The following is an 18,447-nucleotide window of genomic DNA, read 5'->3' as shown; positions in this document are numbered from 1 at the left end:
CCACCGCCTTTTAGTCTTTGACATGGCAATAATCTATAGTCTATAGTTTGCGGACTGTCCATTCCGAGCCACGAGGCTTCCTTGCAACCAGCAAATACTGTACTGACCTATAACGCCGCAAAAGTTCCTCTCAATCGTATGGTCGTGGCCAGCGCCATGACGGCGTCTCTCGGCGGCCTTCTTTTTGGCTTCGATACCGCCGTGATCGCCGGTGTGACCAGGGCGCTCACCACAAGATTTACTCTTACCCCGACTTCCCTGGGATTCACGGTCGCGATCGCCCTCTGGGGAACGATCGTAGGAGCTGCCGGCGGCGGTTATGCAGGCAATCGGTTTGGCCGTCGAGACAGCTTGCGGGTCCTGGCGTTGCTTTTCATTGTGTCCGCGCTGGGATGCGCCTTCGCCTGGGATTGGGTGTCGTTTCTTGCATTCCGTTGTATCGCCGGCATCGCGATTGGGGCCTCGTCGGTTCTGGGCCCGATGTACATTGCGGAAATTGCGCCGGCACAGTGGCGGGGCCGCATGGTTGGGTCTTTCCAACTCAACATCGTCTTCGGCATTCTCGTTGCATACTTCTCGAACTATGTGATTGGCACCTTCAATCTTGGCCCAACGGAGTGGCGCTGGAAACTCGGGGTCTCAGCCGTTCCCGGGCTTCTGTTCCTGGTGATGCTGTTTCGAATTCCACGCAGTCCTCGCTGGCTCGTCGACAAGGGACGAATCAGGGAGGCGGAGTGCGCGCTCAATCAAATCGCGGGGGCGGCAGCCACATCGGAACTCGCTGCGATTGAAGAATCGCTCGCCAGCGATCGTAGAGCAGGAAGTCAGCCGCTCTTTTCGCGGCGCTACCGTATCCCGGTGATGCTGGCGATCATGATCGCGCTCTTCAACCAATTTTCAGGGATCAACCCTATCCTTTACTACCTGAATGACATCTTCGCGAGGGCTGGATTCACCAAGGTATCGGGAGATTTGCAGGCGGTCGCCATCGGCGCAACCAATCTGATCTTCACGGTTGTCGCGATGTGCATTATCGACAAGGTAGGACGGAAGAAGCTCCTCATCGTTGGATCGGTGGGAACATTCATCAGTCTCGCGCTGATCAGTATTCTTTTTTTGACAGGAAAACACCAGAACCTTCTGCTTTGGCCGCTGGGGAGCTTCGTCGCATTTTTCGCGGTGTCGCAAGGTTCCGTGATCTGGGTTTATATCAGCGAGATCTTCCCGAATTCCGTGCGCGCCAAGGGTCAGAGCCTGGGCAGCTTTACCCATTGGCTGACGTGTGCAACGCTCGCTACCTTCTTCCCGGTGGTTGCCGTCCACACCGCGGCCGCGCCATTCATCTTTTTCTCCTCGATGATGGTGCTGCAATTGATCGTTGTCATTTGGCTTTTCCCCGAGACCAAGGGATTCACGCTCGAGGAACTTCAATACCGCCTCGAGACCAGGTGAGCGCGGGCTGCTCTCCCTATAGAACCGCAAATTAGATCCAGGACAGGAGTTGAAATGGAACGCAGGCAGTTTCTCAGAAATTCAGCGATTACAGGCGCGGCATTTGCCTTCTCGGGAGCAAAGGGATGGGCGAAGTCCGCCGATGCTCACATCGATATTTTGATCGACGAGCCGAAAGGCGAAATTTCGCCGAACATCTACGGCCAATTCACAGAGCACATCGGTGGAGTGATTTACGACGGCGTGTGGGTGGGAGAGAAGTCGAAGATTCCCAACCGATATGGCATCCGCTCGGAATTGATTGACAAGATGAAGCAGATACATGTCCCGATCATTCGCTGGCCCGGAGGCTGCTTCGCCGATAGTTACGATTGGAAAGATGGCATCGGTCCCGCATCGAAGCGGCCGCGGCGCACGAATTTCTGGGAGGGAGATCACGACGCGATCCGTCTGCATGAGAAGGGCCCTCAGATCTTCGAGCCCAATGAATTCGGCACCGACGAGTTCATGCGGTTTTGTCGGCTGACCCAGGCGCAACCGTATCTTGCGGCCAACCTGCGGAGCCTTCCCGCACTCGATCTCGACCATTGGGTGGAGTACTGCAACTCTCCTGCCGGAAGTACGACCCTGGCAGACGTGCGTGCAAGCGGCGGCTTCCCAGAGCCCTTCAACGTTCGATATTGGGGTATAGGAAACGAGAGCTGGGGGTGCGGTGGAAATTTTACTCCAGAGGAATATGCTTCAGAGTTTCGCCGCTATACCACCTGGATTCCAGGTTACGGCCTCGATCTCCAACTGATCGGGTCCGGCCCGAACGACAATGACATCGATTGGACCCATCGCTTTTTCGAGCAGATCTACTCTGACCACGCGTACCACAATCGGAGCTTCACCGGATGGTCCGTGCATCACTACGCGTCGGACCTGAGCCGTGGCCGAATCAGCAAGGGGGATCGCAAAGGCGATGCTCTGCAGTTCGATTCCGTGGACTGGTATGAGCTATTGCGCCAGTGCGATCTCACCGAGCAGATCATTCAGGACCAGTGGACGGCCATGGGACAGTACGACACGGATCATCATGTGAAGCTCGTGGTGGATGAGTATGGGCCGTGGTACCGCGAGGGCACGGAGTTGGATCCCACCCATATCTTTGGCCAACAGATAACGATGCGGGATGCGCTGGCCACCGCACTGACCCTCGACATCTTCAATCGCCATTCGGAGAAGGTGAGCATCGCAACCTGCGCCCAGCTCATCAACAATCTCAACGCGCTTTTTCTTGCGCATGAAGACCGCTTCTTCGCGACGCCCAACTTCCACGTCTTCGCAATGTATGCCGCGCACCAGGGCGGAGAAGCGCTCAGGACGGTGTTCTCCGCGCCGGACGTGCGCTACATGCGCGATGGTAAGTCGGCGCAATTCTGGGGATTGAACGGTTCGGCATCGCGAAAAGGCCAGGTCGTGACGCTCACCATCGTCAATCCCGATCTGTCGAAGGCAACCGAGACTCAGATCGCGCTGGGGGGAGCCAGGATTATTCGTGCTGACGGCACCGTGCTGGCGGCTGCTGACATGCACGCGCACAACACCTTCGATCGGCCAAATGCCGTGACGACCGCGAATCTTGCAGTCGCAATCAACGGGGAACAGTTGAGCGTCACCCTTCCCCCTGCATCCGTTACCAAGTTAACCGTGACTCTCGGATAGAGAACCGGCCTGGATCTTCCGCGCCTATAAAACACCTTTAGCCCGCAACTGAAGTGCAAGCAGGATTACTGCACACTACCCACCCAGCTGGCGAAAGGCGGCAGCGTGATGTTGTCGAGTGTAGTGACTGTCTTGAGCGAATCGTCATCGGCTGCGAGCGTCTTGACGCTGTGAGCGGTGATGCCCGTGCCCGACAGGTTCAATGTGACCGTTTGAGGCGTAGCAGTGAAGTTCATCGCCACTACAACGGACGCTCCCGAACCGGTTGAGCGCACATAAGCGAGAACACTGTGGTTGTCAGTATCCAACATGGTCATCGCGCCGCTCTGCAGGGCGGGGAGATCACGGCGCAACGCGCTCAGCTGCTTGAACCAGTTGAGCTCCGAGTTCGGGTCCCTGGACTCGACCGCGACGTTGACGGTCTTGTAGCTGGGCGGAATGGGGAGCCACGTCTGGGGATTGGTACTAAAGCCAGCCTGCGGACCGGCAGTCCACTGCATCGGTGTGCGTTCGCCGTCGCGGCCCTTTTGCTTCGGCCATCCGGTTATCCCGATCGGATCGCGGACGTCTTCCCGACGCGTAGGGGTTGTCGTGTGCATGCCCAACTCCTCGCCGTAGTACATCAGTGCAGTCGCCTTGGTGGTGAAGAGCGTGGTGGCAAGGGTCTTGTTGATGAGGTCGTCATGGACGCCGTCTCCATAACGATCGATGGCGCGGACATTGTCGTGGTTATCGAACACGATGAGCGGCTGAGAACCGTGAACCAGCGTTTGCACCTCCTCGATGTGCTGACGGAAGCTGTCTGCATCGAGCTTGTCGTGATCGCCATGGAAGCCGATGAGCATGTCCATGGGCAGTTGAAGCTCGTTGTGGGCCGCTCCTCCGTACCACTTATCGAGCTCTGCCGTGTTGGGCAGATACGTCTCGCCAATCAGCACGCGGTCGCCAGGATATTTTGCAACCATCGCCCTCATGCGCCGGATGACATCGTGAACTTCGGGAAGATTGTTGGTGTAGGTGTCGCCGACGTTCGGATCGCCCTGAGCATTAATTCCGCCAAGCTCGGGGTTGTTGTGTAGCAGCGGATCTTCAAAGAGGTTAGGGATGGCATCCAGTCGAAAACCGGCAACGCCCCGGTCCAGCCAGAACTGCATGGCGCCGAACATCGCCTTCTCCACGGCTGGATTCCGCCAGTTCAAGTCGGGCTGCTGCTTGTAGAACTCGTGGTAGTAGAACTGATGCACCGCCGGAACCCACTCCCAGGCAGAGCCCCCAAAGCCGGAGACCCAGTTGTTGGGCGGGACTCGGCCGTCGTGCTCAAAGCGCTTTTGATAGTCAGTCACACCGGGTGCGTCGGCCGCTATGCCATCGTTCCATACATACCAATCGTGCTTCGGATCGGTTCGAGAGCTGGATGCTTCGATGAACCACTGGTGCTTGTCGGAGGTGTGATTGAGCACCATGTCGAGGACGATGCGCACATGAAGTTTCTTCCCTTCCGCAATGAGGCGGTCCATATCCGCAAGCGTCCCGTACTGCGGATCGACGGCCTCGTAGTTGGAGATGTCGTAACCGAAGTCCACTTGCGGCGATGGATACATCGGGGCAATCCAGATCGCATCCACGCCCAGCCCCTGCAGGTATCCCAGGCGAGAGGTGATGCCGTTCAAGTCGCCGATGCCGTCGCCATTGGAGTCCTGGAACGAGCGAGGGTAGATCTCATACACCACTGCCTGCTTCCACCACGGCGCAGCCGAACGAGAGGCTACAGGGGCTTGCACCTCCGCTGTTGCCGAGGGAACGCCAAAGATCGAAGGTGACAGGAACAGGGCCAGCACTGCCGCCGAGAGCGCGGCTGATCTCCAAAGCTGTCGCCCGGTGCACGGTACGGATAAGGATCTCGGGTTCATCGAATTGCCTCCATAGAGACCGACGAGAACGATAAGTTCAACGGCGGCAGCGTTCCCTGTAAATGGAACAAGCTCAAAGATAAATGGTATGGCTACATCCGTTAAAGCTATACCCGCTCAAGCGTATCTTCCCTTGTTTGTCATTCCTTTGTTTTTCATTCCCGAAGGGAATCTGCGTTTTGCTCGAATCACCAAAACTACATCTGGAGAAGCCCCGCTCTCAAGCGTTCGCCGCTCGCCGTTCCTATGGCTTTCTTATGCAATTTGGTACGACAAGACGACAGACGACAATCTGGCTGCTATCGGAGGCGGTGCGGCTTAGCGACCGTCTTTGAACTGCCGGATCAAAAGTCGCAAACTCTTTACCTCTTTTGCCGTCGGTGCTCTGGGTGCGCGGCCCGACTGTATCACCGATAGCCGCAGCCCAAGCCTTCCGTCGCGGATAGCCTCGGCTGGCACCGGAACCGTGTAGGTGCCGCCCGCTTTTCCGGAACGTATGCCAAAGGCAGAGATCGTGCCCAGAGGCTGGCCATCCTGCGTCATGATCTGGATCTGGTCGCGGCCGATCGCGCCGACCGTCACCAGCAGCCACGCCGTCTCGCCCTCTCGCAGTGTATGCGGCAGGGCGAGCGTCGTCTCGCGAGCGCCGTCGATTTGCCGGGACCGTGTTCGAGCCTGCGCCGTCGGCGGCGATACCAATGCCGACGGCGCAGCTTGCAGAGCGACCAACGCGAGCACGACAGTCGAGGCGAGAACAACCATGGCTTAGCTTACAGCGCTCGCACGGTTGCATTCCTGAGCACCGACGCGCCGCCGCCCGAAGGCACCACCCGGATCGTCACCGCGACCCCCTTGGTGGCTGCAGCAGCCGAGAGCAGGTTCGGAAATGCCTCCTTCCGCTGCGGCAGCGGAACAAGGTAGGTCGCATCGCTGGACATGCCTGGCATATGCATCATGTTGCCAAAGAAGGAGATCGTGCCCGCGTAGTAAGGACTATCCGGGTTCACGTCGGTTGCCTCAGTGGGCGCGCCCACCAGCACGTCGAAGTTGCGATGAGGCGAGGCCTCGGTTGGCCGAGGCACCGTCACCAGCGCGATCAGGGACGCCGGAGCGTCGCTGGCAAGATGAGCGTTGACCTCGCTCGCAGAGAGCGTCAGCGTCGCCATGTTGCCCTTCATCAGCCCCTTTACCGTCGCCACCGCATGCTTCGCCTTCAAGGCACGGCTGGGACGCCTGACCACCGCTTCGCCGAAGCCCGGTTCATAGTCGTACTCGAAGCGGCTGGTAGAGATAAATTCTCTCGCGATGCTGGGGCCGACCTGCTGGCCGCTGCTGTTCACATAAAAGAGAAAGGGCTCCTTCTCGTAGGTTGGCCATTCCGCCGCGTTCGGCAGATAGGGCAGCCCGAGGGCCTGCTGCTTGCGCGTCCACACATCCCACAGCCGATCCATGTTGCTGTGGTGCAGAAAGAAGATCGGGTCCACCGGCGAGAGGTTGTTGGTCATATTGCCCCACGGACCGTTGGGGATCGGCCCCACGCCGCCGATGTAGTTGTGCGCGCTGTTGTGCGGGAATCCCTCCAGAGTGGCGAAGACGTTGCTGCCGGACGGCGGAGAATTGTGCGACTTCGTCATCGAGCTGTTGAAGCTGATCTGATTGATCGGGTCGTAGAAATCAGTCGGCAGCAGACCGGCGTAGACCATGAACGGTGAAACGTTGTAGGTCACCTGCGGGCTTAGCTTCGGGTTCTGGCGCGTGAGATAGCGCGCGATGGGAGTCTGCGCGAAGGCCGTATTCGTAGGATCGACATGCGGCGGAGGAGGGGTCGTGGTGTAGCCCGTCACATCGTTCCACATCACATCGAAGCTCGTGTAGCCGCGCGCGTTAAGCTGAACGCGCTGGGCGCTGCTGAGACGGTCCCAGTATCGCCTGAGCGAGGGCTGAATGAACGCCGTGAACGTACCGATATCTTTGGTGTAGCGCGTGTATGCCGAATCGGTCGGCGTCAGCACGCCGTTGAACATCGAGTCAGGGATCTGCGGAAGCTGCGTCCAGTCCCAGTAGGGCATCGCGAAGGTAGGATCGCCGCTCAGGGTGCGAATGGTCTGCTCGAAGTAGCCCACGTAGCCACGGTGCCACACATAAAACCACCAGTTGCCGTGCGGACAGTCCATCAGGTGGATGAACGCATTGCGAAACCAGTTCTGCGCATGGTCCGGCGGCAGGTTCAACATCGCCTGCACGCCCCTCGCATAGCTTGCCAGCGCCTTTTGTCCATTGGGGCTGGTGACGTTATAGCGGCGGTACTTTGCGGGCGACTGCGCCAGCGCAAGGCCACCCGGCAGGGCGGCAACTCCGGCAGTGGCAAGAGAGGACTTCAAAAAATGGCGGCGAGTACTTCCAAGGGGGTTGCTCATTATTCTTTCACCTGTAACGGGTGAGCAGCCGAGCCGTGCAAAGGGATGAGACTCCGCAGAAAGCAGCTCTGGTGCGGTCCGTTCGTGTTGTGGATGGGGAATGTTTGCCGTGGGCTTCCGCAGGAGGAAGGCACGGGGATTATCGGTTGCCAGAGACCATAGCTCAGTACAACTCAGCGGAAGAAGCAAGTGGACGACAGACGACTAAATCCCCGGATACGTATGCCCGGTGAAAGGTCGAGCTAATTATGGGAGCGTCCCGAAGCAATGTCAACAGGACAATCAAGATTAATATTTTCATGCGTCGCGGGATGTATACTTCGGGCTTCTGGAGAAAGCTCTGATTTTGCCTTACGCTGACTTGCCGAAGTTTATTCGGTAAACAGTTGGCATGTTGCAGCATCCTGACCCACGAAACTGCTTCACGTTTGAACACCCCTGAGCTTTTCAACCGTTACAGATCTTCGATTGGCGAGGAGCTTCCATGAAGGTGATACCCCGAGATGCCTGCGTCGTGCTGCGCGTTGCAGCGCCAGGTTTTTCTCCATCGCAATCCATCCTGGCACTGGCCCATCGATGTCTCCTGCGGTCGCCGCCCACCTCCCGCGCACAACCTCGTTGTGACCGCCTTGGATAGACGCGGCATTTGAATTCCCGATGAACCTCGGGCTTCCTGAAGCGAAGGCAAACGCAATCGGCAAACAAAAAATTCCTTCGTACAACTCAACCATCATGGTCCATAGGAGAGAAATTCCATGAACAAAAATTGCATTAAACTTTTGGCAGTTCTATCTGCATTGTTGTGTCAACCACTCTTCGCCCAGTCGGCGCCGCAGACCTTCGTCGCTCCCCCCACGTTGCAGGAGAAGTCTCCGGCAGGCGCGAAGCCCATGCTCTTTGCCGCGCCCCCGCAACGCTGCAATCCCTCGGGAGACATCAGCCATGAAGGCAATCTTGTCACGCTCGATCTCAACGTCGTCGAACACCACAACAAGATCTACAACCCCGGCACCGGCGTCATGGACGATGTCCTTCTTCGCTCTTACGGCGGTTGCCTGACCGGTCCGCTCATCGAGGTCAAGCCCGGCAACACGCTCCGCGTCCATCTCAACAACGAACTCGACAACCCCACACCGAACGCGCCGAAGTGTCCAGACGGCGGCCCGTCCTGCTTCAACATCATCAACATGCACTTCCACGGATTGCATGTCTCGCCGTCCGGCAACAGCGACAACGTCTTGTTAAACATCGCTCCCAAAACGAAATTTGAGTACGAAGTAAACATCCCGATCGATCATCCCTCGGGCACCTTCTGGTATCACGCGCACCGTCACGGTTCGACGGCGTTGCAGGTCGCCAGCGGAGCCTCCGGCGTGCTCATCGTGCGCGGCAACCGCCCCTACACCGGCTACGGCCCCGGCGACATCGACACCATTCTGCACGACGCCTCCGGCAAGCCCTTCACCGAGCAGGTGCTCCTCTTCCAGCAGATTCCCTACGCCTGCTTCAGCGATCCCGGGACCTTCCAGCACATCATCACCGCCCCTGACGGCAAGACCTGGGTGTGCCCTCCAGGAAAGACCGGCGTCGTTGAAAACTTCGACCAGCAACTCTCCTCCGCCACCGTGTGGGACTTCAACGGTCGCTTCACCAGCGTCAACGGCGTGGTGCAACCGGCCATTACCAACGTCGCGGCGGGAGAGATTCAGCGTTGGCGCATGATCCACGCCGGCATCCACGACACCGTGAATGTGCAGATCGTGCCCATGGTCGCCAGCGGCCCCAATGCCCAAAAAGAACTCGCCGGCATCCTCACCGGAACTCCCACCGAGCAGGCCAAACTCATCGCCCAGATCTGCCCCGTCACCGAACCCAACTCCACCCGTCCCGTCGCTCTCGTTCCCCAATTTGAGATCGCCGCCGACGGCCTCACCCGCACCGCGATCCATCCTATCGGCGTGAATCTCAAGAGCGTCAGTGGCGGTATTGGAACCAATTTCCTGCAGCCCGGCTATCGCAGCGACGTCCTGGTCGCCTTCCCGCATCCCGGAACCTACTGCGTTCTGAACCAGGCCGCCACGCCTGCCGAGCGCCCCACCGTCAATCCCAACGGCGGCGGTCAGGGCCCCAACGAGACCCAGTTGCTGGCGACCGTCATCGTCAAAGGCGGCACCCCCGTTCCCCTCAGCAGCCTTACCCAGTACGTCAACGCCTCGCTCGTTAGGAACAATCCGAACCTGCCCCTCAACGCCCGCCGAGGTCTGGTCCATGGCGATCTCACCCCGTGGCGCGGCATGCCCGAGGAAGGCCCCGCCTCCAACTCGGCCAATCCCCACAGCGTCAGCTTCTACATCGGCGATCTCCCCGAGCCGCCCGCGAAACAAACCAAGCCCAAGGGGCCATTCGGCTTCTGGATCAACTCCAAGGAGTACGACCCCAACCGCATCGACTTCAAACTTCAGGTCGGCAAGACCGAGGACTGGCAGCTCACCTCCTACGGCGAGCCCCACATCTTTCACATCCACGTCAACCCCTTCGAGATCATGGACGTCACCTACAAGGGCAAGAGCATCTACGACGCCCATGGCAACTGCCTGGCGCAGCCCGACAAGCTCGGCTTGCAAAACCAGTACTGCGGCCTCTGGCACACCTTCAAAGACACCATCTTCGTCCAGAACGACTACGTGGTTAAAATGCGAACCACCTACGTCCGCTACATCGGCGAGTTCGTCATCCACTGCCACATCCTCGACCACGAGGACGGCGGCATGATGACCAATGTCGAAGTCGTCCCCGACCTCGGCGCTCCCGGCGATGGCATTGGCATGCCGTCCATGAAACACATGCAATCCATGGACAACATCTCCAAATAACCCCAGCTCCTTGCCAGTGGTGTTGACGGTGCGGGAAACCGTCAACTCCACCGGCAGGGAAACCAGGAGCGAGTGTCATGGCGCAGGCGCCAGGCGGCATCGACCCCGCGGTAATCGCAGGAACGAAATCACTGGGGTGCCCCAAAAAAAAATAAATAGAAAGATTTGCATCTAGACCTACTAGTAGGTAGTCTACTATTACATGGACAACGATACCGCAATTCGAATTCGCGAGTCGGCCCACGACCTGATCGCCGAGAGAGGCTACTTCGGCTTTAGTTATGCGGACATTGCCGAGGTGGTCGGTATCCGCAAGGCAAGCATCCATCACCACTTTCCCTCCAAGGTTGATCTCGTCGTTGCGACCCTGAAGGAATATCGAGCAAGGCTTGCCGAAGCGGCTGGCGGACTCAACAACAACGTTGCCGACCCGCTTCAACGCCTCAGGCTGTATGTCCGCTATTGGGCAGAGTGTGTCAAGAGCAACCACCGCCCAATCTGTATCGCGGCCCTGCTGAGCGCCGAGCTTCCGGCGCTGCCCGAGGAGATTCAGGCAGAAGTACAATTGCACTTCAAGTATCTCCTCTCCTGGGTGAAAGCCACCCTGAAAGAAGGAGCCGCCAGCGGGAGCATCCATTTGCACTCCAGCGCGGAAGTTGAGACGCAGAGCTTTGTCGCGCAGGTGCACGGAGCAATGATCTCCGCACGGGCACTGGGCTCCACGGAGATCTTCACCTCGATCACGAAGAACGCTCTGGAACGTCTCCGGCCCTCAAACTGAAGTCTTGGAATCAGCCCCACCTTCGATGGTGGATGCCCACCGTGTCTACCTTTTAGTAGACAGTAACCGCAACGGCCTTTTGCCCCCCACCCTGGCGACTCACGAAGTCGCCGTTCTTAGGAGAATGATATGTCCGTCCTGATCTCTGCTTTCGTGTTAGGTGTTGCCTGCGGTCTGCGCGCCATGATTGGTCTTGCCGCCGTGAGCTGGGCCGCCGGCAGCCAACTACTACCCCTTCAGGGGACCTGGCTTTCTTTCCTGGGCAACCGCGTAACGCCGTACATCACCAGCCTCCTCGCTATCGGGGAGATGATCAACGACAAGCTCCCCAAAACTGCCAGCCGCCTGGTTCCTCCGCAGTTCGGCGCGCGGATCGTGATGGGAGCGTTCATTGGAACAGCCATCGGGCTCTCGCATGGACATCTTGCGATGGGCATCCTGTGCGGAGTCGTCGGCAGCGTCGTCGGAACACTTGCCGGTGCCAGGGCCAGGGCCTTCGCGGCAAAGCTGTTTGGGCGCGATCTGCCCGCCGCTCTGCTCGAGGACGTTATCGCCATCGCCCTGGCCTTCGTGGCCATCGTGACGCTTCGCTAACGCAAATGCTTTGATCCAGCGCTGGCTGTCCTCTGGATCAGGACAACGGTAGCAGCGAGCAATGCGGACGCGATGGATTAGTCACTGCCGAACTTCGATTGGACCTGTTGCAATGATCTTCCCTTCGTCTCATTTGGAGCCGAGGACACGGCACGCGAGTGGCTTATAGAGAGGATTGAGGTCCAATCCGAAGTTTTACCATGACGAAGATCGAGCGCCCCGCAGTGAGATCACAACTTACTATTCATCCACACGCTGTAGCCCATAAAGGTCCAGGTCATCGAGGCGAATGATCAGATTGGAAAGGGCGGCATATTTATTTCGCACCAGAAAATGTTTGAGCTTATCCAACGTTAGGTCCGGAGCGGGAGCGACTAAGAAGCTGCTTAGCCAGGCACGGCATTTGGACCATGATGCCGTGACTTCGTACACAGACCCATCGCCGCCTTTAACGACCAGCAGCATTCGTATCGTTGGGTCGCACCGAGGCCCGGATATCCAGATCAGTTGGGCCCTGAACATCGACGCATCGGAATGAGGCAGGCCGTCTCTAAACATTTGTTCCTCCTATCACCACGAAGAGAATGCATTGGATGAGCGCTGATGTGGAGTGAGGCTTCATGCTTGTTTATTTCGTAACATGGAAGACTATCCTCATCCTGTCATGGCCAGCCCCACAATAGATGGAGCACTCTCCTACAAAATTCCCGACTTTGGAAGGAGTTAGAAACACTTCGCTCGAATGATTTTTCTTGATGTTTACCTCAAGTCCGAGTCCTTTTACGGCCAGGCTATGAGTAACGTCATCCGAAATAAATAGCAGCTTAACCTGCTGTCCTTCTTTCAACGTGATATTCGATGGCTTAAACTCATAGCGCCGAGCATGGACCGCGATGACCGGAACCTTTGCGTCAATGATTGGACGGGCGAAGCAGGAGAGCGAGCCCATGACAAGAAGTGCCGCGGTCGTTGACGCACCTTTGATGAAATTCATGACATAGTCCATTCCTTACGACTCAATAAATACACTTAGAACAAAGAGCCAGCCACTTGTTCCGCAACGCCTCTTGCTTTCAGTTGCAGCATTTCATTAGTCATCGCCGGGTCCTTCTTAACGCTGGAGCCAAGTCGAATCACGAACTCCCTATCGCGAACACGGCCCGCCACACGCTCGCCATGGAAAGAGCTGAAATCAACACCGCACATTGTCGCTTCGTTTCCAATTCCTTTAAGAGGGATTGCCTGGGACGAGCAGCGAGAGGGAGCAGGCGTCGCGCCTCTTGCGGGAAGATCGATATCATCGACTACGATTTGGAGATCGTACGACGTGGTTCCTTTCTGGTATTGAAACAGGCATATATCTTCAGCCGCTGTGCTCTGCACCTTCAGGCTTGCCGGACCGCCCAGTACACCGGCAGCCGTAGCGCGGTTCAACCAGGGACAGGATATCTCTGCATGGCTCATCGCAGGAGCCATGATGATTCCCAGCAATAAAAGCCTGACGAGAAGGTGTAGTTTCAATCTATTTCTCCTGCTATTTCTGCGCCGTCTGGACGAGGTTCTCAGCACTGGCGGGAAGGTCCGTGTGCAGATGCCATGGGATGCTTTCAGTGGATATCTCAGGATGCCTGCGCAGATATCCAAGGGAGTAAGTCCGCGCATTGGAGTTGACCTTTTCGGTCACAAACAGCGCCTGCTGCTCCTTGGCCTGCTTGATCATGCCCATCCGATGGTAAAGAATCGAAAGGTTGTAGTGCGCCGCAAGATCGTCCGGATCGAGCGCCTGCAAAGCTTCAAACTGCACGATGGCTTCGTGATAGTTTCCCTGCCGATAGTAAGTAATACCCAGGTCGCGCCTTGCATCGCGCGATTGAGGATATTGGCTTACTACTTCGAGCAGGTCATTTAATTCTTCCTTCGGATGCGCCGCTCTTCGCTCCAGCAACGCTGCATAGTAAAGCGCACGAGCGTTGTGCGGACTGAGGGCCAATGCTTTTTGAATGCTGTCCCAGGCAGATCCATACTTCTCCCATGGGATCTCGGTCACGGCAATATTGGTATACGCATCGGCATAATCGGGCCTTAGTTTGACGACCTTCTCAAAGGCCTGGACCGCATCGGAGTATTGCAGCGCATCGAGATAGCCGATACCCAGATTGTTCCACCGCATCCAGTCGGGGTTATCGCCCGGATCCGGCTTGCCTGGCTGGTTCTCGCCGATGTTCAGCGTCCTACTGCGCGCCGCAAGTTGCACGACCGGATAGGCCGGATGATCTTTGCCTAATACATTGTTCAAATAGCTTTGCCGCAAATGGCGGTAATTCACCTTCGCAGTGAGAGTGATGGAACCTTTCACGTCGGAAGGAACACGGAACTGGTACCGGACAATAGTCGATCTTCCTGACTGAACGGTGTTGTCATACGCAACCGAATGAATGGTCTGCACTTGGTGGTTATCGACGAATTCGCCGCTCTTATCGACCGGCCTGTTCGTGAAGCTATGCGCCCGCTCATCCAGCGCGCCGTCCGGCTTGAGAAATCCGCTGTGATAAATATCCTTGCCGCTTGCATCTTTTACAACAAATTCGACCCACGCCTCATAGAGGTCTCTCACCTCGGGAATCAGCGAGTGGCCAATATTTTTATTCTGGATAACGACGTAGGCCTCAAGAACATCGTTAGGCTCGATGCTGAAAGGGACAGAACCCAGTGGGCCGATGAGATTCTGCGTGCCCGTTTTTTTCAGCCCAAAAATATCTACATTAAGATAGTTCCCGCTCTGAAGAAACCTGACCGTCTTCTCCAACTGCTCGTCGAAGCCATAGTAGAAGGGCGCTGCCGTATTACCCGCGGCCCAGCTATGCGAAGCGAAGGTGCCATGCTTCGCGCCGTAATCCGGCAGCGTAATGGGAGCCCGCATCATGTGGCAGCTCTGGCAGGTTTTAAAATCTCCGGAATAAAAAGTAAGTGGATTGCGATGCGAGAACTTCGAGTTCTGCCATTCGTCGAAGGTGGTGAAGGCGCTGATGAACTTGAAGTCGTTGAGGCTTCCCGGAAGATTTGCCTTGTGGCATGAAGCGCAGAACTCCGGCGTCCGATAGAAGTCCTGCATCACCGCCCGCGCATGGCGGTCAGTATGATTCATGATCTCTTCGTAGGGAACTTCGCCGGGAATGCGATTTCCTTTTTCATCGACCATCACGGATGGAACGCCCATGACATACCCGCCATTGCCGCTGGTTGAGCGAAGCGCCTGGATCGAGTGGCAAACGGTACAAGTCACGCCATTCTGGTCGAACTTGCGGTCTACCTGCGAATTCTGAGTAAGACCGCCGCTCAGCACGCTAATGGGATTGTGGCAGCTATCGCAGTGGCGCGAGTATTCAATGCCCTTGGTCTTAATCAGGAGATTCACGCTGGTCCGATAAAACGGCTCACGAAAAGAGTTGGAATGGAGTGCCTGACGCCACTGGTGGTATGCCTCCTGGTGGCAATGAGCGCAGTAAGTAGCGTCTGGAAAAGCTCCCGGCTGAATAAAATCGCCGCCTTGGATTTCTGGATTTCCTGGAGCAAAGGGAAGTTCCTTACCAAACCGATAGTTATAGGTGGCGCTGACCTTATTGGAATATTCCTTTCGCTGGCTTTCCTGCGCCCGGCCAGTCTTAACAAAGACCGAGAACGAATACAGGCTGATCGCAGCGCCACAGGCAACCATCATTCCTAATATCCTTGCCGTCTTCATAGTCGATTCATTCCTGTTTGTAAATCGGGATAGCGCATGGGCATCTCCCGCTACGAAGCCGAATAAAATGCAATGTCAGTTCGCTGCATGAGGAACCTCCTGCGTTGCTGCCTCGCCTTTTGCGATAGCGTCATAGACGCTGGGTACGAGGCCCTTGCCCTCTTCGATCACAAAATAGCGGTTCACGCTTGGAAGATTGACGTGCTCTACCGGGCCGTTTGCCCAATGGATCTCAACGGAGTCCACCGTAGTCGCCTGGCCTAAACCAAAATGAAGCCGTTGGTCGTTGGACGACTCAAAGCTTCCGCCGCTCATCACATCGCCGCGTTGCCGGATGCCTCCCGCAGTGAGATATACGCTGCTTCCTACCGCATCGCGTGGGCTCTTCGGGCCGCCGATGAGTTTAATGCCTACCCATGCGTGAGTATCGGCATTGACATTGCGAAGCAGCACCGGCGTATGGTCTATGCAATTGATGACGACATCAATTTTTCCATCGTTGAACAGATCGCCAAAAGCTGCTCCACGGCCAGGAATGACGTCGGCAAGGCCGGTGCCTTCGACTGCGGGAACAGCTTCGAATTTCTTGCCCTGTTCAATGTTGTGAAACAGCAAAGGCCGCTGCGCGAAGGATGTGCCCCAGTCATGATGATCTGCCTGCGGATAAACATGACCACCGACAGTCATAATGTCTTTCCATCCATCGTTGTCGTAATCGATAAACTCTGTACCCCAATCGAGAAATGGATACGTGATTCTGGCGATGCCCGCGCCTGCAGTAATCTCTGAGAAGTTCCCATCGCCTTCGTTGCGAAAGAGCGTGTTGTAGTCATCGGAAAATGTAGTGGTGTAGATATCGACCAGGCCGTTGTTGCGATAGTCGCCCACGGCCAGTCCCATGGATGCCGTCTCCCGAGCTTCCTGATTCAACGCGAAGCCCGAGTAGAAGCTTGCATCGTCGAATGTCCCATCACCCTTGTTGAGGTAGAGATAGTTCGGCGTTGAATCATTGGCGACGATCAGATCTACTTTTCCATCGTTGTTGACATCGACGAACGTAGAAGAGAATCCATAATTTCCGTTCTTGTCGCTGACTCCCGCCTTGTCGCTTACATCGGTAAAAGTCCCATCGCCATTGTTATGGAATAGATGGTCCGACTCGCCGGGAAGGCCGCGCGGGCCGCACATGACATGGACTCCGCGAAATTCGCAAAAGCCATTGCCTGCACTAGCATTGCCCTCGGCCAGGGAATGCTTTGTATCCCAGTGGATATAGCCGGGAACAAAAAGATCCAGGAGGCCGTCGCCGTCGTAGTCTCCGAAGCTTGCTCCTGTAGACCAGTTGCCGAGCGTCACACCGGCCTTCTGGCCTTCGTCCGTGAACGTACCGTCGTGGTTGTTATGGTACAAACGGTTTTCCCCATAGTTTGAGACATAGATATCGGGCCAGCCATCGTTGTCGTAGTCTCCAATCGCAACCCCGAAGCCCCAGCGGTCGTTGGTCACGCCTGCCTTGGCGGCGACATCGGTAAACGTGCCGTCATGGTTGTTGTGAAAAAGAGCGGCGTGGGGAGGTTCGGCCTTTCCATCCAGAGCATCGTAGGTCGAGCCATTCACCAGGTAGATATCCAGCCAGCCGTCGTTGTCGTAATCGAGCAGTGCCACGCCCGAACCAATCGTCTCCAGGATGAACGGCTTCTCCGGGGTTCCCATCTTGTGGTGCCATCCGCTAATGCCTGCCTTTTTTGAAATGTCCTCAAAGACAATCGGCCCTGTCTTGACGAAGCCGCCCTCCGTGATCGGCCGCTTTTCGGAATCGAGGATCGGGGCGAACTGGCCGCCTGTAGCCGACCCTCCCTGGCGCGCGCGAGGGATTCCGGCATCCTGTGCTGGTGCCTGAATCGCCTGTTCCGTTGCCTGCGCCTTTGCCGTCGATGGCATCCACGCCATCAGGACGAACAGCACACAACCCCAAAAGCCCTTGGACAGAATGTCGATGAGAATACCCTGACTTTCCTCAAAAATGTAGTGAGTCGATGACGACTGACGACCTGATTATCGTGAGATTTGGTTCGCATGTCTTCCCTCAATCGGATGACATACAAATGATGGATCGACAGGTCATGCTTCAGATGGATACCGGATGCGTTGTCGCCTCAATTTGAAACGAGCATCGTCTTTCGCCGAACTTCGAGAAAGTTCATTCTAGTCCACAGCAGTTTTATTTGGACGCAATACTAAGTTTCTTCAAGACGAAAAAACGCCTGAAAAATAACTCAAATCCTGGCCAATTGATACCATAAGGCGGCCAACACAACTCCTTTGTAATGAATACCGCTCTTTGGCACAGCAAACAGCTTTTGAGACCATAAGTTGGCCGAAACACGCTTCATACGCCATAAGCCGACCGACACTACCGTGTGCAATGAATTCTGTCACCCGGTTTCAATCCAATGCCGCCGTGGGATACAACGCCCAGCGCAACTGAATCCAGCCACGGGCAGGCTGAAACGATGCAAAGTATCATCCACACCAAGGCATGCGTTGATATTAATCAACTAGTAATAACGGATAGACCGTGATCTTCCCATAGCCCTGACTTCGGCCCCTTCGCCGCAGTCAAGGAGTGACTCGGCGATTTGCACTAAACCCGCTTCGCGGGTAGCGGGAAAGTAGTACGATTTGGCGTCGAGCGAGAAGAAATCCAGGCGGGATGGGCGCTTCCCGAAACCGATCCTACCCGAACGCGGCCGTCGTGCGACCGCTGAGCTGTTTGCTGAGTATTTATTATCCTTTCTCCCATTATTTATTTGGACGGCTACCGGGGTCTGTACTTAATAGCCACGGAGGTCGACATATGACTGAAGTTAAATATCTGCTTATCGCTCCGATCTTGATCCTGGCTGTAGCAGCAGGATCACCGGCAAGACTCAACGCACAAGGGAACTCTCAGAACCATTCGCAGGACCAT

At 56.5% G+C, this 18,447-nt stretch carries 14 protein-coding genes; 6 read left to right on the top strand and 8 right to left on the bottom strand.

Annotated elements, in window-relative coordinates; all coding sequences use genetic code 11:
* The first annotated feature begins 81 nt into the window (after positions 1 to 81).
* Both VMU57_RS16075 and VMU57_RS16070 read left to right on the top strand, forming a co-directional pair.
* Positions 82 to 1,452: a sugar porter family MFS transporter gene (locus VMU57_RS16075; RefSeq protein WP_325385221.1), complete on the top strand. Its 1,371-nt coding sequence runs from the start codon at positions 82 to 84 to the stop codon at positions 1,450 to 1,452.
* Positions 1,453 to 1,506: 54 nt separating this feature from the next.
* On the top strand, positions 1,507 to 3,159 hold the full coding sequence (locus VMU57_RS16070) for an alpha-N-arabinofuranosidase (RefSeq protein WP_325385219.1): 1,653 nt from the start codon (positions 1,507 to 1,509) through the stop codon (positions 3,157 to 3,159).
* Positions 3,160 to 3,224: 65 nt separating this feature from the next.
* On the opposite strand, the gene VMU57_RS16065 is transcribed toward VMU57_RS16070, so the two are convergent.
* On the bottom strand, positions 3,225 to 5,069 hold the full coding sequence (locus VMU57_RS16065) for an alpha-glucosidase (protein ID WP_325385217.1): 1,845 nt from the start codon (positions 5,067 to 5,069) through the stop codon (positions 3,225 to 3,227).
* Between the two features lie 88 nt (positions 5,070 to 5,157).
* Between VMU57_RS16065 and VMU57_RS16060 the strand changes: the two genes are divergently transcribed.
* Positions 5,158 to 5,391, top strand: coding sequence for a hypothetical protein (locus tag VMU57_RS16060; RefSeq protein ID WP_325385215.1), 234 nt, complete (start codon positions 5,158 to 5,160; stop codon positions 5,389 to 5,391).
* Here VMU57_RS16060 and VMU57_RS16055 read toward each other — a convergent pair.
* Entirely contained in the window at positions 5,388 to 5,831 is a 444-nt protein-coding gene (locus tag VMU57_RS16055; RefSeq protein WP_325385213.1) for a hypothetical protein, read from the bottom strand. The two genes, VMU57_RS16060 and VMU57_RS16055, sit on opposite strands and share 4 nt — an antisense overlap.
* Positions 5,832 to 5,839: 8 nt before the next feature.
* Positions 5,840 to 7,486, bottom strand: a complete 1,647-nt coding sequence (locus VMU57_RS16050; RefSeq protein ID WP_325385211.1) for a tyrosinase family protein — start codon at positions 7,484 to 7,486, stop codon at positions 5,840 to 5,842.
* 755 nt (positions 7,487 to 8,241) lie between these two features.
* Here VMU57_RS16050 and VMU57_RS16045 point away from each other — a divergent pair.
* From VMU57_RS16045 to VMU57_RS16035, 3 genes are all read left to right on the top strand, one after another.
* Positions 8,242 to 10,359: a multicopper oxidase family protein gene (locus VMU57_RS16045; protein ID WP_325385209.1), complete on the top strand. Its 2,118-nt coding sequence runs from the start codon at positions 8,242 to 8,244 to the stop codon at positions 10,357 to 10,359.
* A gap of 202 nt (positions 10,360 to 10,561) precedes the next feature.
* Positions 10,562 to 11,140: a TetR/AcrR family transcriptional regulator gene (locus tag VMU57_RS16040; protein WP_325385207.1), complete on the top strand. Its 579-nt coding sequence runs from the start codon at positions 10,562 to 10,564 to the stop codon at positions 11,138 to 11,140.
* Between the two features lie 129 nt (positions 11,141 to 11,269).
* Complete coding sequence (locus VMU57_RS16035) at positions 11,270 to 11,734, top strand: DUF4126 family protein (protein WP_325385205.1); 465 nt, start codon at positions 11,270 to 11,272, stop codon at positions 11,732 to 11,734.
* Positions 11,735 to 11,974: 240 nt separating this feature from the next.
* On the opposite strand, the gene VMU57_RS16030 is transcribed toward VMU57_RS16035, so the two are convergent.
* The 5 genes from VMU57_RS16030 to VMU57_RS16010 form a co-directional block, all read right to left on the bottom strand.
* Positions 11,975 to 12,199 carry a hypothetical protein gene (locus tag VMU57_RS16030; RefSeq protein ID WP_325385203.1) on the bottom strand — a complete coding sequence of 75 codons (225 nt, stop codon included), beginning with the start codon at positions 12,197 to 12,199 and terminating at the stop codon, positions 11,975 to 11,977.
* A gap of 163 nt (positions 12,200 to 12,362) precedes the next feature.
* On the bottom strand, positions 12,363 to 12,728 hold the full coding sequence (locus VMU57_RS16025; protein WP_325385201.1) for a cupredoxin domain-containing protein: 366 nt from the start codon (positions 12,726 to 12,728) through the stop codon (positions 12,363 to 12,365).
* A 35-nt stretch (positions 12,729 to 12,763) separates the two neighbouring features.
* Positions 12,764 to 13,255: a hypothetical protein gene (locus VMU57_RS16020; protein ID WP_325385199.1), complete on the bottom strand. Its 492-nt coding sequence runs from the start codon at positions 13,253 to 13,255 to the stop codon at positions 12,764 to 12,766.
* Between the two features lie 13 nt (positions 13,256 to 13,268).
* Positions 13,269 to 15,452 carry a tetratricopeptide repeat protein gene (locus tag VMU57_RS16015; RefSeq protein WP_325385197.1) on the bottom strand — a complete coding sequence of 728 codons (2,184 nt, stop codon included), beginning with the start codon at positions 15,450 to 15,452 and terminating at the stop codon, positions 13,269 to 13,271.
* A gap of 99 nt (positions 15,453 to 15,551) precedes the next feature.
* Positions 15,552 to 17,417: a CRTAC1 family protein gene (locus tag VMU57_RS16010; protein ID WP_325385195.1), complete on the bottom strand. Its 1,866-nt coding sequence runs from the start codon at positions 17,415 to 17,417 to the stop codon at positions 15,552 to 15,554.
* Between the last annotated feature and the right edge of the window lie 1,030 nt (positions 17,418 to 18,447).

It is taken from the genome of Edaphobacter sp. (assembly GCF_035532915.1).
Lineage (GTDB): Bacteria > Acidobacteriota > Terriglobia > Terriglobales > Acidobacteriaceae > Edaphobacter.
This window is presented reverse-complemented; position numbering and strand designations above follow the sequence as displayed.

What these genes read in the sequence shown, in the direction of transcription:
- VMU57_RS16055 (WP_325385213.1), bottom strand. Translation starts at nt 5,831, where the DNA reads ATGGTTGTTCTCGCCTCGACTGTCGTGCTCGCGTTGGTCGCTCTGCAA.
- VMU57_RS16010 (WP_325385195.1), bottom strand. Translation starts at nt 17,417, where the DNA reads ATGCCATCGACGGCAAAGGCGCAGGCAACGGAACAGGCGATTCAGGCA.
- VMU57_RS16060 (WP_325385215.1), top strand. Translation starts at nt 5,158, where the DNA reads ATGGCTACATCCGTTAAAGCTATACCCGCTCAAGCGTATCTTCCCTTG.
- VMU57_RS16045 (WP_325385209.1), top strand. Translation starts at nt 8,242, where the DNA reads ATGAACAAAAATTGCATTAAACTTTTGGCAGTTCTATCTGCATTGTTG.
- VMU57_RS16065 (WP_325385217.1), bottom strand. Translation starts at nt 5,069, where the DNA reads ATGAACCCGAGATCCTTATCCGTACCGTGCACCGGGCGACAGCTTTGG.
- VMU57_RS16040 (WP_325385207.1), top strand. Translation starts at nt 10,562, where the DNA reads ATGGACAACGATACCGCAATTCGAATTCGCGAGTCGGCCCACGACCTG.
- VMU57_RS16050 (WP_325385211.1), bottom strand. Translation starts at nt 7,486, where the DNA reads ATGAGCAACCCCCTTGGAAGTACTCGCCGCCATTTTTTGAAGTCCTCT.
- VMU57_RS16030 (WP_325385203.1), bottom strand. Translation starts at nt 12,199, where the DNA reads ATGCTGCTGGTCGTTAAAGGCGGCGATGGGTCTGTGTACGAAGTCACG.
- VMU57_RS16070 (WP_325385219.1), top strand. Translation starts at nt 1,507, where the DNA reads ATGGAACGCAGGCAGTTTCTCAGAAATTCAGCGATTACAGGCGCGGCA.
- VMU57_RS16035 (WP_325385205.1), top strand. Translation starts at nt 11,270, where the DNA reads ATGTCCGTCCTGATCTCTGCTTTCGTGTTAGGTGTTGCCTGCGGTCTG.
- VMU57_RS16025 (WP_325385201.1), bottom strand. Translation starts at nt 12,728, where the DNA reads ATGAATTTCATCAAAGGTGCGTCAACGACCGCGGCACTTCTTGTCATG.
- VMU57_RS16015 (WP_325385197.1), bottom strand. Translation starts at nt 15,452, where the DNA reads ATGATGGTTGCCTGTGGCGCTGCGATCAGCCTGTATTCGTTCTCGGTC.